This is a genomic window from Rhodovarius lipocyclicus (assembly GCF_009900765.1).
GTDB classification, from domain to species: domain Bacteria; phylum Pseudomonadota; class Alphaproteobacteria; order Acetobacterales; family Acetobacteraceae; genus Rhodovarius; species Rhodovarius lipocyclicus.
In genome coordinates, this window is the sequence record NZ_JAAABL010000006.1 from 88,728 (window position 1) to 114,889 (window position 26,162).

Consider the following 26,162-nt stretch of genomic DNA (forward strand, 5'->3'; position numbering starts at 1 on the left):
TTATGGTTCCGAAGGGGGGTCGGCGATGCCGGCCCCCCTTTTTCTTTTGTCACCTCGGTGGTTGATTGGTTCCGCCAGTCAAGCACCGGATAGCCACTAGCCAGGGAAACGCCATGGCCACGAAGCCACGCACTTTGTTCGACAAGATCTGGGACGCGCATGTCGTCGATCGGCTGGAGGACGGCACCACCCTCCTCTACATCGACCGCCACCTCATCCATGAGGTGACGAGCCCCCAGGCTTTCGAGGGGCTTCGTGCCGCCGGCCGCAAGCTTCGCCGCCCGGATGCGACCATCGGCGTGGTGGACCACAACGTGCCCACCAGCGCCGACCGCCTGACCGCGGTGAATGAGCCGGAAAGCGCCCTGCAGATCGCCACGCTGGAACAGAACGTGGTGGAATTCGGCGTGCCCTACATCCCGCTGGATGACGTGCGCCAGGGCATCGTGCACGTGATCGGGCCCGAGCAGGGCCTGTCCCTGCCGGGCATGACGCTGGTGTGCGGCGACAGCCATACCTCCACCCATGGCGCGCTGGGCGCCCTCGCCTTCGGCATCGGCACGTCGGAGGTGGAGCACGTGATGGCCACCCAGACCCTGCTGCAGAAGCCCGCGAAGAACATGCGCGTGACGGTCAACGGCACCCTGCCCGCCGGCTGCACCGCCAAGGACATCGTGCTGGCCATCATCGGCAAGATCGGCACCGCCGGCGGCACCGGCCATGTGATCGAATTCGCCGGCGAGGCGATCCGCGCCCTCGACATGGCCGGCCGCATGACCGTGTGCAACATGTCCATCGAGGCCGGCGCCCGCGCCGGCATGGTGGCCCCGGACCAGACCACCTTCGACTACGTGAAGGGCCGCCCCTTCGCGCCGAAGGGCGAGGCCTGGGACAAGGCGGTGGCCTGGTGGTCCTCCCTGCCCTCGGACGCCGACGCGGTGTTCGACAAGGAGGTGGAGCTGGATGCCGCCACCATCGTGCCGCAGGTCACCTGGGGCACCAGCCCCGAGGACGTGCTGCCCATCACCGCCACCGTGCCCGACCCGGCGAGTGCCACCGATGAGACCCGCCGCGCGCAGATGCAGCGCATGGTGGACTATATGGGCCTGATCCCCGGCCAGAAGCTGACGGATGTGAAGGTCGATGTGGTGTTCATCGGCAGCTGCACCAATTCCCGCATCGAGGACGTGCGCGCCGCCGCCGCCATTGCCCAGGGCCGCAAGGTGGCCCCGGGCGTGCGCGCCATGGTGGTGCCGGGCTCGGGCCTGGTGAAGCGGCAGGCGGAGGAGGAGGGTCTGGACAAGATCCTGCTCGAAGCCGGCTTCGAATGGCGTGAGGCCGGGTGCTCCATGTGCCTCGGCATGAACCCGGACAAGCTGACGCCGGGCCAGCGCTGCGCCAGCACCAGCAATCGGAATTTCGAGGGCCGGCAGGGGCCGGGTGGGCGCACCCACCTGCTCTCCCCGGCCATGGCGGCGGCCGCCGCCGTCACGGGCCATCTGGCCGATGTGCGGGAGTTTCCTCTGAGCAGCCGAGGGTAATACCGTAGATGCCCTCTCCAGGCGTCATCTCAAACGGCTACTGCACCGGCACTGTCGAACGAGCTATGTCACGTCTTCGACGGGTGCTCGGTGCTTATGCGAGAGAAGGCCGATGGCATCATATGAAGATTGGATACACGTCCAATCTCTATCGAAGGTGGCCATCTTATCGGGATTGCGGCTACGAGCTTCTGGTGGCCGTTTACCGATCCACGTCTTGGAAAAACGCCACTGAAATAGAGTGCCAGCTAATCGAATACGCAATAAAAAAATCAAAAACTGGTGGATACATTCATAATGTCCACAAAGGAAGAAACGGAAAAAAAAGCTGAATATGCAAAGGAATACTTCGTATATTTAGCCCTCGCCAGAAAATATGCTCGAATTGGAGGCTGCAAGTGAAAACTTTCACCACCCTGACAGGCGTCGCGGCCCCCCTGCCGATGGCCAATGTCGATACCGACAAGATCATCGCCGCGCGCTTCCTCAAGACCATCAAGCGCTCGGGCCTGGGCAAGAACCTGTTCGCGGACATGCGCTACAAGGCGGATGGGTCCGAGAACCCGGATTTCGTGCTGAACCAGGAGCCCTACCGCCACGCCGAGATCCTCATCGCCTATGAGAATTTCGGCTGCGGTTCCTCGCGTGAGCACGCGCCCTGGGCACTGCTGGATTTCGGCATCCGCTGCGTGATCGCGCCGGATTTCGCCGACATCTTCCACAACAACAGCTTCAAGAACGGCATCCTGCCCATCAAGCTGCCGCGCGAGATCTGCGAGCAGCTGATGGCGGACGCGAAGATGGGCGCCAACGCACGCATCTCCATCGACCTGGAGCGCCAGGTGGTGGTGCGCCCGAACGGCGAGGAAATCCCGTTCGATGTGGACCCCTTCCGCAAGCACTGCCTGCTGAACGGCCTCGACGATATCGGCCAGACCCTGCAGCACGCCCCCGCCATCGACGACTACGAAGCCCAGCGCCGCGCGGCGGCTCCCTGGCTGTTCGCCTGAGACGAAGGAAACTCCATGTCCGCCAACAAGAAGCTGCTGGTCCTGCCCGGTGACGGCATCGGCCCCGAGGTGATGGGCGAGGTCCGCCGCGTGATGGACTGGATGCAGTCCCGGCGCGCCGTCTCCTTCGATGTCGAGGAAGGCCTGGTGGGCGGCATCGCCATCGACCATGAGGGCACCCCCTGCTCCGACGCCACGGTGGCGCGCGCCAAGGCGGCCGACGCGGTGCTGTTCGGTTCCGTGGGCGGCCCGAAATGGGATGGCCTGCCCTTCGAGCAGCGGCCCGAGTTGGGCATCCTGCGCCTGCGCAAGGGGCTGGAGCTGTTCGCCAACCTGCGCCCGGCCGTGGTGATGGAGCCGCTGGCCGAGGCCTCCGCCCTGCGCCCCGATCTGGTGTCGGGCCTCGACATCATGATCGTGCGCGAGAGCACGGGCGGCGTGTATTTCGGTGAGCCGCGCGGCGTGACCACCGGGGCCGACGGCAAGCGCACCGGCTTCGACACCCAGATCTACCATGAGGACGAGATCGCCCGCGTGGCGCGCGTGGCCTTCGACCTGGCGCGCCAGCGCCGGAACAAGGTGACGAGCGTCGAGAAGGCGAACGTCATGCAGTCCGGCCGGTTGTGGCGGGCCGTGGTGGGCGAGATCCACAAGGCGGAATACGCCGATGTGGAGCTGGAGAACATGTACGCCGACAATTGCGCCATGCAGCTCGCGAGCCGCCCCAAGCAGTTCGACGTGATCCTGGGCGACAACCTGTTCGGCGACATCCTGTCCGACCTGGCGGCCGCGTTGACCGGCTCGCTCGGCATGCTGCCCTCCGCCACGCTCGGCGCCGTGCAGCCCAGCGGCAAGCGCCATGCCCTGTATGAGCCGATCCATGGCTCGGCCCCCGACATCGCGGGGAAGGGCATCGCCAACCCCTGCGCGCAGCTGCTCTCCTTCGCCATGCTGCTGCGCTACTCCTTCGGCATGGACGAGGATGCGGGGCTGATCGAGCAGGCGATCGAGCGCGTGCTGCAATCCGGCCTGCGCACGGCCGACATCATGCAGACCGGCCGCGCCCGCGTGGGCACCGCCGTGATGGGTGAGGCCATCGTGCGGGAGCTGGAAAAGCTGGCCGGCTGAATTTTTCGGAACTGCCGTGTATTCAAGGGGTTCCGGCGTGCCGGAGCCCCTTTTTCATATCGGGGATTCGGGCAACCTCCCCCGCCGCATGGGGCCCCTGCAAAAAACCCAACGCATTTTCCGGCGGGGGGTGGGTTGCGCCCGACCGCAACCTCAGCCAAATAGGCGCCACATTGGTTGGCACCCGTAGCTCAGCTGGATAGAGCACCAGACTACGAATCTGGGGGTCAGGAGTTCGAATCTCTTCGGGTGCGCCAATCTCCCCTTTCCTGATGACACCGCGTCACGCCGGGTGTTTTCTCCCGTGCAGGGCGCCCAGCCGCGCCAGCAATTCGGCCGGCACCTGCGCGGTGATGCGCGCAGCACCCGCATAGATCTGGCCGGTATTGCCATCCAGCGTCAGCAGCGCCCCCTGGGGCAGCACCTGCCCCGCGATGTCGATCTCGCCGCGCGCCTCGTCGATGCTCATCGTCTCGCAGCCCACCAGGCACACCTTGCCCAATTGCCGCGCCACCACCGCGGCGTGGGAGGTGCGGGCGCCATGCCGCGTCAGCAGGCCGTCGGCCAGTTCCAGGGCGGCGATGTCGCGCGTTTCCGCGTCGCGGCGCACCAGGATCACGCTGACATGGGCCGCCTTGCGCTCCCGCACCCGCGCCTCGTCGAAGGCGATCTCGCCGCAGACCACGCCGCTGGCCGCCGAGGCCGCCACCGCCACCGGCGCCAGCGCCGCGCCGTCCTCGGCGGCGATGACATGCTGGGTCAGCGCCCGCTCATCCAGCCCCTTGGTCCGGGCGCGGGCCGTCTTTTTGTCGATCAGCCCTTCCGCCAGCAGGTCCAGCGCGATGCGGGCGGCGGCCAGGGGGGTGCGCTTGCCGTTGCGCGTCTGCAGCAGGAACAGCACGCCTTCCTGCACGGTGAACTCGAAATCCTGCATGTCGGCGAAATGGCGCTCCAGCACCGCGGTGGCCTGGACCAGTTCATTCCAGACCCCCGGCGCCACGGCCGACAATTCCTCATGCCCCTGGGCGCTGCGCCGGCCGCTGACGACATCCTCGCCCTGGGCGTTGAACAGGAAATCCACCCAGGGCTTGGGCTCGCCGGTGCTGGGGTTGCGCGTGAAGCCCACGCCCGCGCCCGACAGCCCGCCCGCATTGCCGAACACCATGCGCTGCACCGTCACGGCGGTGCCCATACTGTCCGCCAGCCCGTGCATGTGGCGATAGGCCTGGGCCTTCCCGCTGCTCCAGGATTGGAAGACGGCCGCGATCGCCTCGCCCAGCTGCTGTTCGGCGCTTTGCGGAAAGGGCCGGCCGGCCTCGCGCGCGAAGGTGTCCAGGTGGCGGCGGGCCAGGGCGCGCAGGCTGGCGAAATCCAGCTCGCGCTCATCCCCGCCCTGGCGCACCGCCTCCAGATCGGCCTCGAAATGCCGGGCGTCGATGCCCGCCACCACCTCGCCATATCCCGCGATCAGGCGCCGGTAGGCATCCCAGGCCAGGCGCGGATGGCCGGTCAGCCGCACCAGCCCGGGCACGGTGGCGTCGTTCAGCCCGATGTTCAGCAGCGTCTCCATCATCCCCGGCATGGAGACCGGCGCGCCGGAGCGGACGGAGAGCAGCAACGGCCGCCTGGGATCGCCGAATGCCAGCCCCGACATCGCCTCCAGCCGCGCCAGCGGCGCGCGCCACAGCTCTGGCGTCACCGCCCCGGGGTCGGCGCAGAAGCCCGTGCCCAGCACGAAGGCGGGTGGCACGTTCAGCCCCAGCGCCGCCATCCGCGCCAGGTTGTAGGCCTTGAAGCCCAGCACCGCCGGCGTCATGCCCTCGGGCAGCGCCTCCGCCCCGATGACATGCACCCGGGCCAGATCCTCCCCGCTCATGCCTGCATCCCCATGCGGCTGAAGGCCAGGTCGCGCATGGCATAGCCGGTGGCCAGCAGGGCGTCGGTCGCCTGTTCCAGCGCCGCCGCGAAATCGGTGCCGAGGCTGAGCGTCGCCGCGTCATCCACATGGCGCACCAGCAGCCGGCGGATGTCGCGCAGCAGCAGGTCGCATTGCCGCTCGGCGTTCAGCACCCGCCAGCAGACGGCGATGAATTCCTCATGGTCGGCCGCGTCGCCGCCCTCGCCCAGCATGGCGGCGATGGCCAGGGCCTTCACATGGTCCTGCGTGGCCTCCAGCGTGCGTTCCGCCAGCGCCTGGATGCCCTGGCGCACCGCGTCGTTCCAGCCCTTGTGATGGCCATCGGCGATCAGGGAGAACAGGAAGGCCGCTTCCTCCAGCGCGTCAGCGATATCGTCCGCGCGCTCGATCAGCCGGGTGAAGGGCAGCCAGTGCGGGTTGCGCTCGGCCTTCTCGCGGGAGCGCATGACCAGCGTGTCCGCCTGGCGTTCCCAGGCCTTGGCCCGCTCCGCCAGCTTTTCCGCGGCCTTGGCGTCCCGCTCATGGCCATGGGCCAGGGCGTCGCGGATGCCCTCGGCCATGGCGTGGCAGAAGGCGGCGTGCTCGCTCAGCAGCGCGAACTCATCCCGATGTCGGCCGATGAAGCGGACCAGCAGCGCGCGCACGGAATCGGCGATGGCCGAGACGGGCTGTTTGCGCAGCATCGCCTGGGAGCACAGGACCAGCGCCTCAACCAGGAAGTCGCGCGCATGGGCATCACCCAGCACGGTATCCAGCCGGTCGCCGATGCGGAAATAGTCGCTGCCCACGGCCTCCATCGCGCCGAAGATCAGGGCCTCGCCGCCCGCCTCCAGCCAGCCTATATGGCCGGCCTCGCGCTCCGCGCAGGCGCGCAGCACCGCCACCGCGCCGGATTTGCCCACGAGTTGGACCAGCCGCTTGCGCGCCCGGTTCCAGTCGATCAGGAAGACGATGCGTGCGCCCAGCCCCTCCAGCGCCTGGTCCAGCGCCGCCGCGTCCGCGCAGTCGAAGGTGGCGGTGCCGACGTGATAGGCCGCGTCGGCGTTCAGCCCCGCCGTGCTGCGCGCCTCCACCCCCGACCAGGCGGCGCCGATCCCAGCCAGCAGCTCCTGGAAGAAGGCGAAGCGCTGGCGGTGCAGGTCCGAATAGGTCAGCGTCAGGCGCAGCCCCTCCACCTGGGCCACCAGCACATGGGCGTCATTGGTGCCGATGTCGTTCTGGATCAGCAGCCGGCCGCCATCGCCGGTGGCCGCGGTCTCCAGCCCCGGATGGCTGAACTTCAGCGCGCGGGTGCGGTTGAGCCCGCGCATGAAGGCCGCCACCAGCGGGCGCTGGGCCTCGGGCAATTGCCAGACATGGGCGCCGTCCAGCACCTCATCCGACAATTCCGCCGCCAGCTGGTTCAGCGCCTTGTGCAGGTCCATCACCAGGATGTGGAAGCTGTCATCCTGGCCGCGCTTGCCGCTGGTCAGGGCGCGCAGCCGCGCCGCGTCCAGCGTGCCCGCATCCAGCCCGCCGAGCCAGGCGCACCAGTGCTCGACCCGGGCCAGCAGTGCCGGCTGCGCGCCATCCTGGAAGGGCCGGGCCATCAGGCGCAGGTCCTCGGCCAGCTTTTCCGCCAGCTTGCCGAGTTCCGCGATGTGCAGCGTGCCGCCCTCGATGAAGGCCGCGCCCGGCAGGTCGAGCAGCCAGGGTGCGTCGATCCGGGCGGCGGCGTATTCGCGGCGCAGGTCCAGCGGCAGCGCGCCCGGGCGCTCGGCATGCGCCTGGGCCGCCTGCAGGATCGTCAGGTAGAATTTCAGCCGGTCATTGGCCGCCAGCGCCACCTTGATCCAGGCCGGGCGCAGCAATTGCATCTGCCCCAAGGAGGCCACGATGCTGGTCTTTTCCATATCCGCTCTCTCATACCGGAGCGCGGCGGGATATGGGCAGGCCGCCCCGTTCATGCCGGGCGACGGGAACCCAACCCGGCCGCGCCGCGATCATTCGATGGTCATGCCGGGATGCTACGCCGGAACAGGCCCTTGCCTCGTTACGGTATCGTGATTGCTGGCTTATGGGCCGGCCTGGGCGCGCCGCATCGCCAGGCCGATGCCCATCCAGGCCGCCCCGGCCATCACCAGGTCGATCCCCAGGAACAGCCCCAGGATATACAGGCTGGACACCGGCCAGCGCGCGAGGATCAGCGCGCCCAGCAGCACCGTGATGGCCCCCGACAGCGCCACCCACAGCCAGGGCGTGCCCTGCTTCATGAAGAAGGCCAGCGCGATGCGCATGGCGCCCGAGGCCACAAGGATCACCCCCAGGAACAGCGTCAGCGCCGCGGCGGTCAGCAGCGGGTTCCAGAAGGTCATCAGCCCCGCCGCGATGTACAGCAGCCCCAGCACCACCCACAGCGCGAAGCGGCTCCAGCTTTTCAGCTGGAAGGCGTTCACCACCTCCGCGATGCCGGACAGCACCATCATCACGCCCACCACCAGCACGCTGGCCACGGTGGCCGTGGCCATGCTGCCCAGCGCGATGAAGCCGGCCAGCAGATAGACCGCGCCCAATGCGACAACCCAGCCCCATTTGGCGTGCGGCAGGCCGGGTTGGGTGGTCTCGATCATGGCGGCGGTCCCTTTGCGTGAAACGGCATGTTAGGCCCGCCGCCGATGCCCGGGTAGTGAAAGATCGGACAAGCCCGCTCAATCGGCCCTGATGCCCACCTGCCGGATCAGCTCTCCCAGCCGGGCGAACTGCTGGACGTTGCGCGCCTGGTATTCCTCCGGGCTGCCGGGGATGGGCGCCGCCCCCAACTCCTGCATGCGGGAGACATGATCCGCCTTGCCCAGCCCCGCCCGCAGCGCGGCGTTGGCGCGGGCGATCACCTCCGGCGGGGTGCCGCGCGGGGCGACCAGCCCGAACCAGGCCGTCACCTCATAGCCCGGCAGGGTCTCGGCGATCGCCGGGATCTCCCGCGCGGTCGCCCAGCGCCCGGCGCTGGTCACGCCAATGGCCACCAGCGCGCCGGAGCGCACATGCGGCAGGATGGAGGGTAAATTGTCCGTGCCGAAATCGATCCGCCCCGGCAGCAGGTCCGTCATCATCGGCGCGCTGCCGCGATAGGGCACATGGGTGGCCTCGATGCCCGCCATCAGGCGGAACAGCTCGGCCGCCAGATGGGTGGAACCGCCGATGCTGGTCTCGCCATAGGAAAGCCGGCGGCGCTTGGCCAGTTCGATCAGCCCGGCGGCATCGCGCACGCCCAGGCCCGGATGCGCCGCGATCAGGTTCGGCACCTCCGCGATCTGGCTGATCGGCAGGAAATCCGTCAGCGGGTCATAGCCGGCATTGCTGTACAGATGCGGGTTGATGGCATTGGTGCCAGGCGAGCCCAGCAGCAGCGTGTAGCCATCGGGCGGGCTGCGCAGCACGGCCTGCGCCGCGATGTTGGAACCGGCGCCGGGCCGGTTCTCCACCACGCAGGGCTGGCCCAGCTCCTCCTGCAGGATCTGCGCGGCGATGCGGCCCAGGATGTCCGTGGTGCCGCCGGCCGGGAAACCCACGATGATGCGCACCGGCCGGCTGGGCCAGGGCGACTGCGCGAGGGTTGGGGTGGACAGCAACGCCGTGGCCAGCACGGCACGGCGGGGGATCGGATGGTTCATTATGGCGCCCTCCCGAGGCTTGTTTTGCCGGGGAGAGTATCAGGCGCTGGATGCGGGGGAAGGGGATTGAGGGCGCCGCCCTCAAACTCCCGTTGAGGGGGAAATGACTTTCCCCCTCAAACTCCCCCATTACTTTCCATCAGTTTTGGGACAGCACCCATTCCGTGAAGTGATTTTCGTAAATAATATCAGTTATATAAAACTATTCGCAGGGGCCTGGGGAGATCTTATCTCCCCAGCGGAGGGGGTATGGGGGAGGCAGCGCCTCCCCCATCTCATCCCGCCCCCAGCGTCGCCATCGCCGCGTCTTTCCCGAACAGCCCCAGCAGCAGCCTGGCGGCCACGCCGCGTTCCCCCGCCAGGGCCGGGTCGCGTTCCAGCAGCAGCGCCGCGTCCTGATGCGCCATCGCCACCAGCCGGTCCTGCGCGCGCCCATCCTCCAGCGCCAGCCTGGCCATGGCGTGGCCGGATTGGCGGGTGCCCAGCGCCTCGCCGGCGCCGCGCAGGCGGAAATCCTCATCCGCGATCAGGAAGCCGTCCTCGGTCTCGCGCAGGATGCCCAGGCGGTCGCGGGCGGTGCGGCCGGCGGCCTCGTCGTACAGCAGCATGCAGAAGCTGCGCGCCCTGCCCCGCCCCACCCGGCCGCGCAGCTGGTGCAGCTGCGCCAGGCCGAAGCGTTCCGCGTGCTCGATCACCATCACCGTGGCCTCAGGCACATCCACCCCCACCTCGATGACGGTGGTGGCGACCAGCAGCCGGGCCTCGCCGCGCGCGAAGCGGGCCAGGGCTTCCTCGCGGATCTTCACATCCATCCGGCCATGGGCCAGGGCGACGGTGTCGCCGAACAGCTCCTTCAGCTCGGCGTAGCGGGTTTCGGCGGCGGCGACCTCCATGGTCTCGCTCTCGGCCACATGCGGGCAGACCCAGTAGATGCGGGCGCCCTTGTCCATGGCGCGGCCGCAGGCGGCGATCACTTCCTCCAGCTGCGACAGGCCATGCAGGGTGGTGGTGATGGGCTGGCGGCCGGCGGGTTTCTCGCGGATGCGGCTCACGCTCATCTCGCCCCAATGGGTCAGCAGCAGCGTGCGCGGGATGGGGGTGGCGGTCATCACCAGCAGATCGGCCAGCGCGCCCTTGCCCGCGAGCGTCAGGCGCTGCTCCACGCCGAAGCGGTGCTGCTCGTCCACCACCGCCAGGGCCAGGTCGCGGAACTCCACCGCCTCCTGGAACAGGGCGTGGGTGCCGACCACGATCGGGATGGAGCCATCGGCCAGCCCCCGCAGCACCCGCCGCCGCTCCGCCCCGGTGACGGAGCCCGCCAGCAGCGCCACCTCCACCCCCGCGGCGCCGCACAGGCGCCACAGCGTGCGCAGATGCTGCCGCGCCAGCAGCTCGGTGGGCACCATCAGCGCGGCCTGGGCGCCCGATTCCACGGCGCGCAGCATGGCCAGCAGCGCCACCAGCGTCTTGCCCGCGCCCACATCGCCCTGCAGCAGGCGGCGCATGCGGTGGGGGGCGGCCAGGTCGGCGTCGATCTCGGCCAGCGCCTCCCTCTGCGCCCCGGTCAGCGGGTGGCCGAAGGCGGCCAGCGCCCGGGCGCGCAGGGCGCCGTCGCCGGTGATGGAACGCCCCGCCTCGGCCCGCGCGCGGCGGCGCACCAGGGCCAAGGCGAGCTGGTCGGCCAATTGCTCGTCATAGGCCAGGCGCGCCCGGGCCTCCGGCGCCGGTTCCGCATGGGCCAGGCGCAGGGCATCGGGCATGGGCGGCCAGGCCTCGCGCTTCAGCAGCGCGGGGTCGTGCCATTCTGGCATGGGGGGCACGGCCTCCAGCACCGCGGCCACGCAGCGCGCCATCTGCGCCCGGTTCAGCCCGGCGGTCAGCGGCCAGACCGGCTCGCGCTCCGGCAGGCCGCCGGGGTCGGCGGCCACATCCGGGCTGATGGCGGAATAATCGGCGCCCTCGGGGCGGATTCGGCCGCTGATCCAGCGCGGCTCGCCGCGCGGCAGGCGCTGTTCCACCCAGGGCAGATGCCCGTTCATGAAGCGCAGCACCAATCGCGCGCCCCCCGATTCGCCGCGCACCTCGACATAGCGCGCCCCCTGGCGGGACCGCGCGGCGCGGTGGCTCTCGGCGGTGAAGGGCAGCACCGCATCGCGGTCCGGCGGCGCGTCGGCGGGGGATTCCACCCGCTGGCGGCTCGCGAATCGCTCGGGCAGGTGCAGCAGCAGGTCCCAGATACGGTCCCCGCCCGTGGCTTCCTTCAGCAGCGCCGCGCCGCGCGGGCCGATGCCGCGCAGGCTCGTGAGCGGCGCGTGCAGCGCCTCCCTGATTTTCCCGGCACCGGAGCTACTGACAGGATGTTCCACGCGCGCCTATATGCCACTGCCATGACGGACCCGACACTCTCCCCCCGCCGCAAGCGTCTTCTGTTCCGCGCGCACCATCGCGGCACCAAGGAAACGGACCTGCTGGTCGGCGGTTTCGTGGCGCGCCACATCGCCACCTTCTCCGACGCCGAACTGGATGAGCTGGAGGCGGTGCTGGAATACCAGGACATCGACCTGACCGACTGGCTGACCGGCCGCCGGCCCGTGCCCGGCAGCCACGCCACCCCCATGCTGGGCCGGCTGCTGGCCGAATGCGGCCTGCCCGGCGTGGGCTCCCGCAGTTGAGCGAGGCGTCGGGCCTGACGGTCTATGGCGCCGTCGAGGGCTTCGACGCCGCCCTGCTGCGCGCCCGCCGCGCCGAAACCACGGGGCCCTTGCTGCATGTCGCGCATGATGACGCGCACATGGCCCGGATCTCGGACGCGCTGGCCTTCTTCATGCCGGAGGCCGAGGTGCTGCGCTTCCCGGCCTGGGATTGCCTGCCTTACGACCGTGTCTCCCCGAACCCGGAGATCGTGGCCGAGCGTGTGGCCACCCTGGCGCGCCTGCAGGAGGCCCCGGCCCGCCCGCGCATCGTGCTGACCACGGTGAACGCGCTGGTGCAGAAGGTGCCGCCGCGCGCCGTGTTCCAGGGCAGCGTGCTGGCCCTGAAAAAGGGCGCGCGCATCGCACCCGAGACGGTGGTGAAGTTCCTCGATTCCAATGGCTACAACCGCACCGGCACGGTGATGGAACACGGCGAGTACGCCGTGCGCGGCGGTATCCTGGACCTGTTCCCGGCCGGCGAGACCGAGCCGCTGCGCCTGGATTTCTTCGGCGACGAGATCGACGGCATGCGCCGCTTCGACACCACCACCCAGCGCAGCGGCGCCCCCGCCGGCGAACTCACCCTGCGCCCGGTGGGCGAGGTGTTCCTGGATGCCGATGGCATCGCCCGCTTCCGCGCCGCCTACCGCGACCTGTTCGGCGCGGCCTCGGCCGAGGACCCGCTCTATGTCTCCGTCAGCGCCGGGCGCCGCCACCCGGGCATGGAGCATTGGGCCGGCCTGTTCCATGAGGCGATGGAAACCCTGATCGACCATATGGGTGAGGGTTGCCACCTCAGCCTCGATTACCAGTCCGAGGACGCGCTGGCCGCCCGGCTGGAGATGATCCAGGACCATTACGAATCCCGCCGCATCCCCGCCCGGCTGAACGAGGGCGAGGTGCCCTATCGCCCCGCCCCCCCCGGCAAGCTGTACCTGACGCGGCGGGAATGGGACGCCATGCTGGCCCCCTGCCACCCCCAGCGCTTCAGCCCCTTCGCCCAGCCCGAGGGCACGCCGGGCATCGACGCCGGCGGCCGCCAGGGCCGCGTCTTCACCGAGGTGCGCCAGGCCGGCGAGAATGTGTTCCGCGCCTATGCCGCCCATGCCGAGACCCAGCTCTCCCGCGGGCGGCGCAACATCCTGGCCGCCTGGTCGCGCGGCAGCGCGGAGCGCCTGCGGCATATGCTGGCCGAGAACCGCATCGCCGCCGAATTCGTGGAAGACATCTACGCCGCCCGGAAGCTGGACCGCGCCATCATCGCCGTCGCGGTGCTGGGCCTGGAACGCGGCTTCACCAGCGACGAGCTGGCCGTCTGCGGCGAACAGGACCTGCTGGGCGAGCGCATCGCCCGCCCGCCCCGCCGGCGCAAGCGCGCCGACCAGTTCATCTCGGACGCCACGGGCATCGAGCTGGGCGACCTGCTGGTGCACCAGGATCACGGCATCGGCCGGTATGAGGGGCTGGAGACGCTGGCCGTCTCCGGCGCGCCGCATGATTGCCTGAAGCTGGTCTATGACGGCGGCGACAAGCTGTTCGTGCCGGTCGAGAACATCGAGGTGCTGTCGCGCTTCGGCACCGAGACGGCGGGGGTCACGCTCGACAAGCTGGGCGGGGCGTCGTGGCAGACGCGCAAGGCCAAGGCCAAGCAGCGCATCGCCGACATGGCGGGCCAGCTGATCCGCATCGCGGCAGAGCGCCGCACGCGTGAGGCCGAGCTGTTCACCCCACCCGAAGGCGCCTGGGACGAATTCTGCGCCCGCTTCCCCTTCGCCGAAACCGAGGACCAGTCCCGCGCCATCGCCGATGTGCTGGAGGATTTCGCCTCCGGCAGGCCCATGGACCGGCTGATCTGCGGCGATGTGGGCTTCGGCAAGACCGAGGTGGCGCTGCGCGCGGCCTTCGTCGCGGCCATGACCGGCGCGCAGGTGGCTGTCGTGGTGCCCACCACCCTGCTGGCGCGGCAGCATTTCCGCACCTTCTCCGCGCGGTTCGCGGGGCTGCCGGTGAAGGTCGCCCAGCTCTCGCGCATGGTCACGGCCAAGGAAGCGGCGCTGGTGAAGGCGGGCATCGCCTCGGGCGACATCAACATCGTCGTCGGCACCCACGCGCTGCTGGCCAAGGGGATCGAGTTCGACAACCTCGGCCTCGTCATCGTGGACGAGGAGCAGCATTTCGGCGTGGCCCACAAGGAAAGGCTGAAGGCGCTAAAGTCGGACGTGCATGTGCTGACGCTGACGGCCACGCCCATCCCGCGCACGCTGCAACTGGCGCTCTCGGGCGTGCGGGAAATGAGCGTGATCGCCACGCCCCCGGTCGATCGCCTAGCCGTGCGCACCTTCATCATGCCCTGGGACCCGGTGGTATTGCGGGAGGCGATCCAGCGCGAGCGCTTCCGGGGCGGGCAGATCTTCTGCGTGACGCCCCGGCTGGAGGACATGCCCAAGCTGCGCGAACGCCTGGCCGAGATCGTGCCCGAGGCCCGGGTCGTGGAAGCCCATGGCCGGCTTTCCGCCACCGAGCTGGAACGGGTGATGACCGAGTTCGGCGACGGCAAATACGACATCCTGCTGGCCACCAACATCGTGGAATCGGGGCTGGACATGCCGGCCGTGAACACGCTGCTGATCCACCGGGCGGACATGTTCGGCCTGGGCCAGCTGTACCAGCTGCGCGGCCGCGTCGGGCGCGGCAAGCAGCGCGGCTATGCCTACCTCACCTGGCCCACGGCGCAGCGGCTCTCGGCCTCCGCCCAGAAGCGGCTGGAGGTGATGCAGACGCTGGACAATCTCGGCGCCGGCTTCACGCTGGCCAGCCACGACCTGGATATCCGTGGCGCGGGCAACCTGCTGGGCGACGAGCAGTCGGGCCATATCCGCGAGGTGGGCATCGAGCTGTACCAGCAGATGCTGGAGGACGCGGTGGCCGAGATGCGGGCCGGGCGCGGCAAGCGCGACGAGGCCTCGCGCGATTTCACGCCCAACATCGCGCTCGGCCTGCCGGTGCTGATCCCCGAGACCTATGTGCAGGAATTGCCGGTGCGCCTCGGCCTGTACCGCCGCATCGGCCAGCTGGCCGACGATGCCGAGAGCGAGGCGCTGGCCGCCGAGCTGGCCGACCGTTTCGGCCCCGTGCCGGCCGAGGTGGAGAATCTGCTGGCCGTCGTCGCCATCAAGCGCCTGTGCAAGCAGGCGGGGGTGGACAGGCTGGATGCGGGCCCCAAAGGCGTGGTGCTGGGCTTCCACCGCAATCACTTCCTGGACCCCGCTGGCCTCGTCACCTGGGTGGCGGCGCAGAAGGGCGTGGTGAAGCTGCGGCCCGACCACAAGCTGGCCCTGCTGCGGGAAATGGACGTGGCGGGCCGGGTGAAGGCCGCGCGGGAGATGCTGCAGGCCCTGGCCCGCATCGTGCAAGGCGCCAAGCAAGCGGCCTGATCTCAACGGCCGGGTGCCCCGGCCGTTGAGCTTTGCCATGCCCTCAGACGCCGGGCGCGGCCTCCGGCCGCTTGGCTTCGGCGCGCCGCCGCGTCGCCAAGCCCTGCGGCCTGATGGGCGCCGCCGGCCGCCTTGCGGCCGGGTTTCCCGGCTGTTGGTCTGCACGCCCCGGCGGGCTGGCACCCTTCTGTTTGGTGATGCGCATGCAACCTGATCCGTTCTAGCGTTGCGCCACCACACAACCTTCGTAGGGGTCCAAGAACGGATGCGCAGCGTTATTCTGGCCACGGCCCTGGCGGCCGCACTCTCCTCCGGCGCCGGGGCCACCGGTATCTCCGTCAACAACGAGCAGTTGCAGGCCGGCACCACGCTGGGCGTGTGCATGGCGCGGGCCGCCGCCGCCATCGGCCAGGCGGGCATCCGGCCGCTGAACCCCACCAGCTCCGCCGCCTGGGGAGAGCTGGATGGCGGGCGCATCTTCACCATCTACTGCATCCCGCAGAACAACGTGGCCATCATCGTCGGCGCCGGAAACCGGTATGAGGATGTGGACGCGCATGTGACCACCCTGCGCAATGCCTTCCGCGGCGGCACCAGCGGCGGCGCACCGGTCAAATGAGGCGCTGAGGGCACAGCGGGGCACCACGCGACCCGCCTGCCCCCCGGCTTGCATTGCGCCCCTCTCGGTATAAACCCAACGGCCATATGACCTGCCGGAGGGTTCGGTTCTTGGCGGCACTGATCGAGATCGAAGGCCTGACGAAGCGTTTCGGCGCCTTCACCGCGGTGGAGGGCGTCAGCTTCTCCGTCAGCAAGGGTGAGGTGGTGGGCTTCCTCGGGCCCAATGGCGCGGGCAAATCCACCACCATGCGCATGCTGGCGGGCTTCATGGCGCCCAGCGCGGGCACCGCGCGCATCTGCGGCTTCGACGTGCAGGAGCAATCCGTCGCCGCCCGCCGCAACCTGGGCTTTCTGCCCGAGGGCGCGCCGACCTATCCCGAAATGACCGTCTCCGGCTTCCTGGGCTTCTGCGGCCGGGTGCGCGGCTTCCGGGGGGCGGAGTTGGCCACCCGCATCGCCCGCGCCATGGAGCGCACGGAATTGCAGGGCGTGCGGCTGCAGCCGATCGAGACGCTCTCCAAGGGTTTCAAGCGCCGCGTGGGCCTGGCCCAGGCCCTGCTGCACGACCCGGCGGTGCTGGTGCTGGACGAACCGACCGATGGCCTCGACCCCAACCAGAAGCACGAGGTCCGCACCCTGATCCAGGAGATGGCGCCCGAGAAGGCCATCATCATCTCCACCCATATCCTGGAGGAGGTGGAGGCGGTCTGCACGCGCGCCATCATCATCGCGCGGGGGCGGCTGATCGTGGACAAGCCGCCGCGTGAACTGGCAGCCGAGGGGCCGGATTTGGAAGCCGTCTTCCGCCGCCTGACGACGGGAGAAGCCGCATGATCGCCATCGCGCGCCGGGAGCTGGGGAGCTATTTCGCCACCCCCGTGGCCTATGTGTTCATCGTGATCTTCCTGGCCCTCGCGGGGGCGCTAACCTTCACGCTGGGCAATTTCTTCGGGCGCGGCCAGGCGGATCTGAACCCGTTCTTCTCCTTCATCCCCTGGCTGTTCCTGTTCCTGGTGCCGGCGCTGACCATGCGCCTGTGGGCCGAGGAACGCCGCCAGGGGACCATCGAGCTGCTGCTGACCCTGCCGGTCACGCAATGGCAGGCGGTGCTGGGCAAGTTCCTGGCCGCCTGGGCCTTCTGCGCCATAGCGCTCGCGCTGACCTTCCCACTGTGGCTGACGGTGAACTGGCTGGGCCGGCCGGACAATGGCGTGATCCTGGCGGGCTATGTGGGCTGCCTGTTCGTGGCCGGCGCCTATCTGGCGGTCGGCGCCGCGATCTCGGCCCTGACCAAGAACCAGGTGATCGCCTTCGTCCTCGCGGTCTCGGCCTGTTTCGTCTTCGCCGCCGCCGGTTCGCCGGTGGTGACGGAATTCCTCTCGGCCAACCTGCCGGTGCTGGCGGATATCGCCCGCGCGGTGTCGGTGAACGAGCGCTTCAGCGGCTTCACCCGCGGCGTCGTTTCGGCGCGGGACCTGATCTTCTTCGCCAGCTTCATCCTGTTCTGGCTGCTGGTGAACACGGTGGTGCTCGAGCACCGGAAGGCGGACTGAACCATGGCTTCCAAGCGCCTTCTTCTCTCGGCGGGCGGTGTGGCGGCGGCGCTGATGCTGGCCGTCGGCGCCAACATGCTGGCCGACCGCTTCCTGTCCTCCGCCCGCGTGGACCTGACGGAGCAGCACCTCTACACCCTCTCGCCCGGCACCCGTCAGGTGCTGGGCGGGCTGCGGGACCCGATCACGCTGCGGCTGTTCTACTCCCGCCGCCTGGGCGCCGAGGTGCCGATGTTCGGCGCCTATGCCGAGCGCGTGCGCGACATGCTGCGCGAATATGTGGCCGCCAGCGGCGGCAAGCTGCGGCTGGAGGTGCTGGACCCCGAGCCCTTCTCCGAAACCGAGGACCGCGCGACGGCGCTGGGTTTGCAGGCCGTGCCGCTGGACCAGGCGGGGGAGCAGGTGTTCTTCGGCCTGGCCGCCAGCAACCAGACCGATGACGAGCGCAGCATCCCCTTCTTCCAGCCGGACCGGGAACGCTTCCTCGAACTCGACCTGACGCGCATCGTGTGGGAGCTGACGAACCCCACCCGCCCGGTGGTGGGGCTGATGACCCCCCTGCCCCTGAACGGCGACCCGCGCGCGATGATGATGCGCCAGCCGCAGCTGGCCCAGCCCCAGGCGGTGATCACCCAGCTGCGCCAATCCGCCACCGTGCGCGACGTGGCGCTGGACGCGCAGGTGATCGACCCCGAAATCCAGCTGCTGGTCCTGGCCCATCCGCAGGGGCTGAGCGACACCACGCTCTACGCCATCGACCAGTTCATGATGCGCGGCGGCCGCCTGCTGCTGTTGCAGGACCCGCACAGCGAGATGCAGGCCGGCCGCACGCCTCCGGGCCAGCAGGCGGATACCTCCTCCTCCCTCGCGCGGCTGCTGAATGCCTGGGGGGTCGAGGCACCGACGGACAATGTGGTGCTGGACCTGCGCGGCGCCTGGCGCGTGCGCGCCCCGGGCAATGACCGCGTGCAGGCGGTGGACTACCTGGCCTGGTTCGCGCTGTCGGGCGACAGCCTGAACCGGCAGGAGGCCGCCACCGCCCAGATCGACCAGATCAGCGTGGGCAGCGTGGGCGAGGTGCGGCGGCGCGAGGGGGCGAACATCGAATTCACCCCCCTGCTGACCAGCAGCCCGCAATCCGCGCTGATCGAGGCCGACAAGGTGCGCCGGGACCCCAACCCCACCCGCATCCTGGCCGATTTCCGCGCCGACGGGCAGCGCCGGGTGCTGGCGGCGCGCGTGCGCGGCAACCTCGCCACCGCCTTCCCCGACGGCCCGCCGGCGCTGGCCGAGGGCCAGGAGCGCCCGGAGAACTTCCCCGCCCATCGCGCCGCCACCGAGGCCCCGGCCAATTTCGTCGTCATCAACGACACGGACATTCTGGATGACCGCTTCTGGGTGCAGGTGCGCGATTTCTTCGGCCAGCAGGTGGCCCAGCCCTTCGCGGGCAATGGCAGCTTCATCGTGAACCTGGCCGATACGCTGACCGGCAGCGACGCGCTGATCGGCCTGCGTTCGCGCGGGGAATCGATCCGGCCCTTCGAGGCGGTGGAAGCCATCCGCCGCGTGGCCGACGCCCAGTACCGCCAGACCGAGCGCGGCCTGCAGGAGCGCCTGGAAGCCACCGAGCGCCGCCTGCGCGAGTTGCGCCAGGGCCCGGCCGGCACCCCGGGCGAACGCAACCGCAGCCAGGTGGTGATCACCCCCGAGCAGCGGGCCGAGATCGACCGTGCGCGGGAGGAGATCGCCTCCACCCGCCGCCAGCTGCGCACGGTGCAGCTGGAGCTGCGGCGCGACATCGACGGGCTGGAAACCCGGCTGCGCATCCTGAACATCGCGGCGGTGCCGGCGCTGATCACGCTGCTGGCGATCGGGCTGGCGGTGGTGCGGGCGCGGCGCCGAGCCGCGGCACGCGCATGAGCGCCGGCGGCACGCGCATGAACCGCCGGCTGCTGGTCCTGGGCGGGGCTGCCATCGGCGCCGCCAGCATCGCCGCCGCCCTGCTGCTGGGCGGTGACGAGGACAGCCCCAGCCTGGGGGCCACGGGCGGCGGGCTGATGTTCCCGGGCCTCGCGGCCCGGCTGGCGGAGGCCACCAAGGTCGAAATCCGCCGCAACGAGGGTGCGATGACCCTGCTGCGCCAGGACGACCGCTGGGTGATCGCCGAGCGCAACGACTACCCCGCCCGCGACGCCAGGCTGCGGGAGCTGCTGACCGGCCTGACGGAGCTGCGCCTGCTGGAACCCCGCGCGACCGACATGGCGGGCTGGGCGCGGCTGGGCGTGGATGACCCGGTGAACCCTGGCAGCACCGCCAATTTCGTCCGCGTGCTGGATGGCCAGGGCCGCTCCATCGCCGAGCTCTTCCTGGGCCGCCGCCGCGTGCGCACCCAGGGCGGCCTGCCCGAGACCGTCTATGTCCGCCGGGGCGGCGAGACCCAGGCTTGGCTCGCCGAGGGCCGCGTGCCCGTGGATGCCGACGCCGCCAGCTGGATGGACCGGGACGTGGCGAATTTCCCGCCCGAGCGCATCTTGGGCGCGGCTATCCGCCGCGCGGGCGAACGGCCCCTCACCCTCGGCCGGCGGGAGCCCGGCGCGCCGCTGGTGGTGACCGACCCCGCCGACCCGCCGGTGCAGAACCGCGCGGCGCTGGACGAGGTGACGCGCGGCTTCGAGTTCCTGACCTTCATGGACGCCATCCCCGCCGCCGAGAACCGCGGCGAGGCGCTGGGCGAGGCCACCTTCTCCCTGACCGAGGATCTGCGCGTCACAGTTTGGGCCAGCAAGTTCGAGCAGTTCCTGTTCATCCGCCTGCAGGCGGAAGGCGGGCTGGAGGCCACGGTGCTGAACCGGCGCTGGTCCGGCTGGGCCTATCAGGTGGGGATCTGGAAGGAAAAATCCTTCCTGCCCACGCTGGAGGAACTGACCCGCGAGGAGGCCGGTTGAGCGACCGAGAATACCCCGCGCGCCCCTGGGTGGGTGTGGGCTGCGTGATCTTCCGGGGTGAGGCCGTGCTGCTGACCCGGCGCGGCAAGCCGCCGCGCGTGGGCAGCTGGTCCCTGCCCGGCGGCGCCCAGCATCTGGGCGAGGGCGCCATCGACTGCGCCCGGCGCGAATTGCTGGAGGAAACCGGCATCGAGGCCGGCCCCCTGCTGCTGGCCGATGTGATCGACGGCATCGCCCTCGATGCCCGGGGGGCCGTGCGCTACCACTACACCATCATCGACTATTGCGGGCATTGGCTGGCCGGAGAGGCCCGGCCGGGCGACGATGTCTCCGAGACCGCCTGGGCATTGCCGCAGGAACTGGCAGCCTATCGCCTGACGCCCCAGGTGTTGGCAGTCATCGGCCGGGCGCGCGCGCTTCTGGGCTGAAACCCCTGCTGGCGCCACGGCCTCCGCCGCGCCATTCTCACGGCAAGGTTACACGGAGGCAAAGATGCAACCCTCATTCTCGCGACGATCGCTGCTGGCGGCCCCCGCGCTGATCGCCCTGCCCGCCACGGCCCAGCCCATCGCCGGCGGCCGCAACATCCGCCTCATCGTCCCCTTCCCGCCCGGCGGCGCGGTGGATCTGCTAGGCCGGCTGATGGCGGAGCGCCTGTCCACCGCCCTGGGCCAGACCGTGGTGGTGGAAAACCGCGGTGGCGCCGGCGGCCTGCTGGGGGCCGACATCGTGGCCAAGGGCGACAAGGACGGCAGTGTGATCGGGCTGATGGGTGTCACCATCATGGCGGCCTATCCCTACATGACCAACCGCATGCCCTTCGACCCCGAGCGCGACCTGGCGCCGATCAGCAAGGTGGTCGATGGCTCCCTGCTGTGCGTGGTCAACGCCGACACGGCGCGCCGCAATGGCTGGACCGATTTCCGCGCCCTGATCGCCTGGAGCCGCGCCCACCCCGAACAGGTGCGCATGGGCTCCTCGGGCAACGGCACCGCCTCGCACCTCAATATCGAGGCGATCAACCGCGCGGCGGACGCCAAGATCCTGCACGTGCCCTATCGCGGCGGCGGCCCCGCCATCAACGATCTGGTGGCCGGCAACATCGACATGATGTTCGACGTGATGCCCGCGCTGATGCCGCATGTGGAGGCCGGGCGCTTCAAGGCGCTGGCCGTGTCCTCGAAGGAAGCCGTGCCCTTCCTGCCCAATATCCCGGGCATGGGCAGCTTCCCCGAGCTGGGGCTGGCCAACCACAACCTGGTCAGCTGGAACTCCATCATGGCGCCCTCCGGCGTGCCGGAACCGGTGATCCAGCGCCTGCACGCCGCGATCGTGCAGGTGTGCTCGGACCCGGCCTTCGTGCAGCGGCTGCAACCGCTGGGCTACGCGGCCGCGACCAGCGCGACACCCGCGGCACTGACAGCACTGATCGCGCAGGAACGGCCGTTCTGGCGGAATATGGTGGAGATCTCGGGGGCACGGCTGGATTGAGACGGGGGCTTCGCCCCCGAGCCCCCAGTCAGGGGCGCCGCCCCTGACCACCCCGCAAAGGGTTGCAGCAACCCTTTGAACCCAGGAATTGGCGCCTTGCCTTGGCAGGTGGGGCGCCGCTTTATTCACACCGCGATCCGCACGCCCAGCTCCACCACCCGGTCGGGCGGGATGCGGAAGAACTCCGTGGCCGGCATGGAATTGCGCTGCATCGCCCGGAACAGCCATTGCTGCCAGCCCCACATCTTAGGCACGGCGGCCTGCACGATGGTCTCGCGCCCCAGGAAATAACTGGCCTGCATGGGTTCGAAGGCGATCTTGCCCTCGGCGTTCAGGGTTTCCAGTTCGCGCGGGATGTTGGGGCTTTCCTGGAAGCCGTAATGCAGCATCACGCGATGGATGCCCGGCGCCAGCTCCGCCACCTCGCGCCGGCGGGCGTCGCCCACCACGGGGATATCCTCGTTGGAGACGGTGACGAACAGCACGCGCTCATGCAGCACCTTGTTGTGCTTCAGGTTGTGCAGCAGCGCACCGGGCAGGAAGTCCTTCTCGCCGGTCATGAAGATGGCGATGCCGGGCACGCGGATGGTACGGCTCTGCGGCAGGCGGGCCAGGAAGGATTTCAGCGGCAGGCTGTCCTGGCGCAGGCGCTGGAACAGCAGCTGGCGGCCATGATACCAAGTGGCCATCAGCGCGAAGGTGATCAGGCCCAGGATCAGCGGCACATAGCCGCCATCGGGCACCTTCAGCGCGGTGGCGGCGAAGAAGCCGAGGTCGAGCAGCGCCAGCGGGATGAACACCGCCCCCACCTTCAGCACCGACCAGTTGAACACCCGGTGCAGCACGATCACCGCCAGGATGGAGCTGGCGATGAAGGTGCCCGTCACCGCGAAGCCATAGGCGGCCGCCAGCGCGTCGCTGTTCTTGAACTCCAGCACCAGCACCAGCACGCCGATCAGCAGGATGAAGTTGATCTGGGGCACATAGATCTGCCCTTCCTCGGTCGCGGAGGTGTGGCGCACCACCAGGCGCGGCAGCAGGCCCAGCTGCACGCATTGCCGCGCGACGGAAAAGGCACCCGAGATCATGGCCTGGCTGGCGATCACGGTGGCGGCGCAGGCCAGCACGACCAGCGGCAGGCGCAGCCATTCGGGGGCGAGCAGGAAGAAGGGGTTCTCGATCGCCTCGGGCTCCCGCAGCAGCAGCGCCCCCTGGCCGAAATAGTTCAGCGCCAGCGCCGGCAGCACGAAGGTCGTCCACATGATGCGGATGGGACGGCGGCCGAAATGACCCATATCGGCATACAGCGCCTCCGCCCCCGTGACCGACAGCACGACGGCGCCGAGCGCGATGAAGGCCGCGGCGTGATAGTGCAGCACGAAGTTCACGGCATAGCTGGGCGACAGCGCCAGCAGCACGGAGGGGTGGTGCAGGATCTCCCACAGGCCGAGCAGGCCGATGCCCAGGAACCACACGGCGCAGATCGGCCCGAACACCTGGCCCATCTGCGAGGTGCCCCGGTACTGCACCGCGAACAGCCCCAGCAGGATCACCAGCGAGAGCGGCACCACCGCTTCCTCGAAGATGGGGTCCACCACCTTCAACCCCTCGACCGCCGAGAGCACGGAGATGGCCGGGGTGATGATGCCGTCGCCGAAGAACAGCGCGGCGCCGGCGATGCCGATCATCACCACGATCCAGCGCCCGCGCGTGGTGGTGGTGGTGCGCATGGCCAGCGCCATCAGCGCCAGGATCCCGCCCTCTCCCCGGTTGTCGGCGCGCATGATGACCATCACGTACTTCACCGTGACGGTCAGCATCAGCGACCAGAAGATCAGGCTGAGCACGCCCAGGATCTCCCACCGCTCGATCCCGCCATCCTCGAAATGCAGCAGCGAGGCCTTCAGCGCGTAAAGCGGAGAGGTGCCGATATCGCCATAGACCACGCCCAGCACGCCCAAGGCGGCGGCCAGGGTGAGCTTACCCTTGGCGTCATGCCCAGGCGCGGACGGGGGCGCGGGGGTGCTGGGGCCGGAAGGCTGTGCGTCGCTCATGCTTCAGCACATAGCGGTTTTTTTCCAAAGGTTGCAGCGGGGGTATGCGTGACACCCCTGTCACCTCCGCCCCGATGGCGTCCCCAGGCCAGCCGAGCGGTGGCGGTGAAGCTGCAGCCCGCGGCCGGATCGCCCCAGGCCTCCCGCAACGCGGCCTCCACCCGGGCGCGGTCCGCGGGCGACAGGGCCATCAGGAAGGCCCCCATGATGCCCTGCCCGGCCAGCCAGGGGCCGAACCAGTCGTCGAAATCGCGGAAATCCTGGCGGATGGCGATGTCCTGCTCCCGCACCGCCTCCAGCCCCGCGCCGCGCAGCAAGGCCGAGAGGCGCCCGGGCGCGCCCACCTGGCCCCGCCAGTGCCGGGCGCGCCAGGCGGCCCCCTGGGGCAGCAGGGCCGCCACCGTATCGGCGAACAGGTTGAGAAAGGGCATGCCGCCCCGGAAATCCCACATGGCGGTGGCCACCACCCCGCCCGGGCGGGTCACCCGGACCATCTCGGCCACGGCTTGTGCCGCATCCGGTACGAATCCCAGCACCAGCAGGGCCAGGCTGGAGTCAAAGGCGCCGGAAACGAAGGGCAGCGCGCCGATATCGCCGCGCACGAAGGCCGCCCCCGGCACCCGCCGCCACGCGCCCAGCAGATAGGCCTGGCCATAATCCAGCCCGGTCAGCCGCGCGGCGGGGTCGCGCGCCGCCAGCGCGGCCGAAAGCGCCCCGGTGCCGCAACCCGCATCCAGCACGCGCGCGCCGGGGGCCAGGGACAGCGCATCCAGGAAGGGCTCCGCCAGCGCCCGGCTCCAGCGGCCCATGGATTGCTCATAGGCGTCGGAGTCGGTGGCGACATAGGCCATTCAGCCGGCGGCCTCGTCCCAGACGTAGCGGAAGTCGCAATGGCTGGCGCCGCCCATGATGGTCTGGGTGCGCGTCAGCTTCAGGCGCTTGTCGTAGCCGCCGCAGAAGGCGCCGTCGCGGTTGCAGGACAGCACCGCCCCCAGCTCCCCCAGCCCCATATCGCGATAGGTCTCGGCATAGCGGCAGCGGGTGACGTTGAAGTCGAAATGGGTGGCATCCTGGCGGGTGATGTCCATCGCCAGGGCATCGTCCTTGCGCCACAGCTCCATCAGCGAGGCGAAATGCGCGACACCCGTCTCGGCGCCCTTTGCCATGGCGGCGCCGGTTTCCTCGGCCAGCTTCACGATCGCCCGCGTCATGATGCCGCGGGCGGCCTCGGCACCGATGCTGGCCGCCATCTCCTCATAGATGCCCTTGGCGAAGGCGGCCTCGATCCGGCGCTGGGCCAGGATCGAGACGGGCGCCTCCCCCATCTCAGTGTCCCCGCAGGATCTGGCTGAGGAACAGCTTCAGGCGGTCGGTCTGCGGGTTGCCGAACAGCTCGTTGGGGGTGTTGGATTCCACCACCTCGCCGCGGTCCATGAACACCACGCGGTCGGCCACCTGGCGGGCGAAGCCCATTTCATGGGTCACGCAGATCATGGTCATGCCCGTGTCGGCCAGCATCACCATGGTGTCCAGCACCTCCTTGATCATCTCGGGGTCGAGGGCGGAGGTGGGTTCGTCGAACAGCATGATCTTGGGCTTCATGCACAGCGCGCGCGCGATCGCCACGCGCTGCTGCTGCCCGCCCGAGAGCTGGCCGGGGTATTTGTTCGCCTGCTCCGGGATGCGCACCCGGGTCAGGTATTCCATCGCCAGCTCCTCGGCCTCCTTCTTCGGCATCTTGCGCACCCAGATGGGCGCCAGGGTGCAGTTCTCCAGGATGGTGAGGTGCGGGAACAGGTTGAAGGATTGGAACACCATGCCGACCTCGCGGCGGATGGCGTCCAGGCTCTTCAGGTCGTCGGACAGCTCGATGCCGTCCACGATGATCTGGCCCTGCTGGTGTTCCTCCAGCCGGTTGATGCAGCGGATCATGGTGGATTTGCCCGAGCCGGAGGGCCCGCACACCACCACGCGCTCGCCCTCGGCGATCTCGAGGTTGATGTTCCGCAGCACGTGCATCTGCCCGTACCACTTGTTCACGCCCAGCAGCTGGATGGCGGGCTTGCCCAGATGACGAGAGGAGGAAAGGGCGGCGCTCATGCGATGAAGTCTCCGGTCAGGGGA

Annotated in this window: 21 protein-coding genes and 1 tRNA gene; 13 read left to right on the plus strand and 9 right to left on the minus strand. The window is 69.5% G+C overall.

The genetic code is table 11. The features are described from left to right. Positions 1-113: 113 nt before the first annotated feature. From leuC to GT007_RS08280, 4 genes are all read left to right on the plus strand, one after another. On the plus strand, positions 114-1,541 hold the full coding sequence (gene leuC, locus GT007_RS08265; RefSeq protein ID WP_160121125.1) for a 3-isopropylmalate dehydratase large subunit: 1,428 nt from the start codon (positions 114-116) through the stop codon (positions 1,539-1,541). A 398-nt stretch (positions 1,542-1,939) separates the two neighbouring features. Then, positions 1,940-2,551, plus strand: a complete 612-nt coding sequence (gene leuD / locus GT007_RS08270) for a 3-isopropylmalate dehydratase small subunit (RefSeq protein ID WP_160121126.1) — start codon at positions 1,940-1,942, stop codon at positions 2,549-2,551. Positions 2,552-2,566: 15 nt separating this feature from the next. Further along, positions 2,567-3,679: a 3-isopropylmalate dehydrogenase gene (gene leuB, locus GT007_RS08275; RefSeq protein WP_160121127.1), complete on the plus strand. Its 1,113-nt coding sequence runs from the start codon at positions 2,567-2,569 to the stop codon at positions 3,677-3,679. Between the two features lie 180 nt (positions 3,680-3,859). Further along, positions 3,860-3,936 (plus strand) — tRNA-Arg (locus GT007_RS08280). Positions 3,937-3,962: 26 nt separating this feature from the next. Here GT007_RS08280 and GT007_RS08285 read toward each other — a convergent pair. The 5 genes from GT007_RS08285 to recG all read right to left on the minus strand — a co-directional run bounded on the left by GT007_RS08285 (position 3,963) and on the right by recG (position 11,613). Further along, positions 3,963-5,555 (minus strand): PEP/pyruvate-binding domain-containing protein, encoded by a 1,593-nt coding sequence (locus tag GT007_RS08285; protein ID WP_160121128.1) that lies wholly within the window; start codon positions 5,553-5,555, stop codon positions 3,963-3,965. Further along, the gene (locus tag GT007_RS08290; protein ID WP_160121129.1) at positions 5,552-7,489 is read right to left on the minus strand and encodes a DUF47 family protein; all 1,938 of its coding nucleotides are present in this window, start codon (positions 7,487-7,489) and stop codon (positions 5,552-5,554) included. The genes GT007_RS08285 and GT007_RS08290 overlap by 4 nt, the downstream gene beginning before the upstream one ends. Before the next feature lie 162 nt (positions 7,490-7,651). Continuing rightward, positions 7,652-8,206 (minus strand): HdeD family acid-resistance protein, encoded by a 555-nt coding sequence (locus GT007_RS08295; RefSeq protein WP_160121130.1) that lies wholly within the window; start codon positions 8,204-8,206, stop codon positions 7,652-7,654. A gap of 78 nt (positions 8,207-8,284) precedes the next feature. Next, entirely contained in the window at positions 8,285-9,247 is a 963-nt protein-coding gene (locus GT007_RS08300; RefSeq protein ID WP_160121131.1) for a Bug family tripartite tricarboxylate transporter substrate binding protein, read from the minus strand. Positions 9,248-9,522: 275 nt separating this feature from the next. Beyond that, the gene (gene recG, locus GT007_RS08305) at positions 9,523-11,613 is read right to left on the minus strand and encodes an ATP-dependent DNA helicase RecG (RefSeq protein WP_236571559.1); all 2,091 of its coding nucleotides are present in this window, start codon (positions 11,611-11,613) and stop codon (positions 9,523-9,525) included. A gap of 21 nt (positions 11,614-11,634) precedes the next feature. On the opposite strand from recG, the gene GT007_RS08310 reads away from it, so the two are divergent. The 9 genes from GT007_RS08310 to GT007_RS08350 all read left to right on the plus strand — a co-directional run bounded on the left by GT007_RS08310 (position 11,635) and on the right by GT007_RS08350 (position 21,984). Continuing rightward, complete coding sequence (locus GT007_RS08310) at positions 11,635-11,919, plus strand: FAD assembly factor SdhE (RefSeq protein ID WP_160121132.1); 285 nt, start codon at positions 11,635-11,637, stop codon at positions 11,917-11,919. Beyond that, positions 11,916-15,374: a transcription-repair coupling factor gene (gene mfd / locus GT007_RS08315; RefSeq protein ID WP_236571560.1), complete on the plus strand. Its 3,459-nt coding sequence runs from the start codon at positions 11,916-11,918 to the stop codon at positions 15,372-15,374. The genes GT007_RS08310 and mfd overlap by 4 nt, the downstream gene beginning before the upstream one ends. A 265-nt stretch (positions 15,375-15,639) precedes the next feature. Continuing rightward, positions 15,640-15,993 carry a hypothetical protein gene (locus GT007_RS08320; RefSeq protein ID WP_160121134.1) on the plus strand — a complete coding sequence of 118 codons (354 nt, stop codon included), beginning with the start codon at positions 15,640-15,642 and terminating at the stop codon, positions 15,991-15,993. A gap of 110 nt (positions 15,994-16,103) precedes the next feature. Continuing rightward, the gene (locus GT007_RS08325) at positions 16,104-16,829 is read left to right on the plus strand and encodes an ABC transporter ATP-binding protein (protein WP_201451832.1); all 726 of its coding nucleotides are present in this window, start codon (positions 16,104-16,106) and stop codon (positions 16,827-16,829) included. Then, the gene (locus tag GT007_RS08330; RefSeq protein WP_160121135.1) at positions 16,826-17,548 is read left to right on the plus strand and encodes an ABC transporter permease; all 723 of its coding nucleotides are present in this window, start codon (positions 16,826-16,828) and stop codon (positions 17,546-17,548) included. The genes GT007_RS08325 and GT007_RS08330 overlap by 4 nt, the downstream gene beginning before the upstream one ends. Before the next feature lie 3 nt (positions 17,549-17,551). Next, complete coding sequence (locus GT007_RS08335) at positions 17,552-19,468, plus strand: GldG family protein (protein WP_160121136.1); 1,917 nt, start codon at positions 17,552-17,554, stop codon at positions 19,466-19,468. Positions 19,469-19,485: 17 nt separating this feature from the next. Further along, positions 19,486-20,493, plus strand: a complete 1,008-nt coding sequence (locus tag GT007_RS08340) for a DUF4340 domain-containing protein (protein WP_160121137.1) — start codon at positions 19,486-19,488, stop codon at positions 20,491-20,493. Continuing rightward, the gene (locus tag GT007_RS08345) at positions 20,490-20,921 is read left to right on the plus strand and encodes an NUDIX hydrolase (protein ID WP_160121138.1); all 432 of its coding nucleotides are present in this window, start codon (positions 20,490-20,492) and stop codon (positions 20,919-20,921) included. The genes GT007_RS08340 and GT007_RS08345 overlap by 4 nt, the downstream gene beginning before the upstream one ends. 64 nt (positions 20,922-20,985) lie before the next feature. Then, the gene (locus GT007_RS08350; protein ID WP_160121139.1) at positions 20,986-21,984 is read left to right on the plus strand and encodes a Bug family tripartite tricarboxylate transporter substrate binding protein; all 999 of its coding nucleotides are present in this window, start codon (positions 20,986-20,988) and stop codon (positions 21,982-21,984) included. Between the two features lie 125 nt (positions 21,985-22,109). Here GT007_RS08350 and GT007_RS08355 read toward each other — a convergent pair whose 3' ends face one another. From GT007_RS08355 to GT007_RS08370, 4 genes are read right to left on the minus strand one after another with little or no spacing between them, the layout of a single operon-like run. Further along, positions 22,110-24,038 (minus strand): potassium transporter Kup, encoded by a 1,929-nt coding sequence (locus tag GT007_RS08355; RefSeq protein ID WP_160121140.1) that lies wholly within the window; start codon positions 24,036-24,038, stop codon positions 22,110-22,112. Next, a complete protein-coding gene (locus GT007_RS08360) occupies positions 24,035-24,889 on the minus strand; it encodes a class I SAM-dependent methyltransferase (RefSeq protein ID WP_160121141.1) in 855 nt (284 codons plus the stop codon). Before GT007_RS08360 ends, GT007_RS08355 begins: the two co-directional genes overlap by 4 nt. After that, positions 24,890-25,363: an L-2-amino-thiazoline-4-carboxylic acid hydrolase gene (locus tag GT007_RS08365; protein WP_160121142.1), complete on the minus strand. Its 474-nt coding sequence runs from the start codon at positions 25,361-25,363 to the stop codon at positions 24,890-24,892. Position 25,364: 1 nt separating this feature from the next. Beyond that, positions 25,365-26,138 carry an amino acid ABC transporter ATP-binding protein gene (locus GT007_RS08370; protein ID WP_160121143.1) on the minus strand — a complete coding sequence of 258 codons (774 nt, stop codon included), beginning with the start codon at positions 26,136-26,138 and terminating at the stop codon, positions 25,365-25,367. Positions 26,139-26,162: the final 24 nt, after the last annotated feature.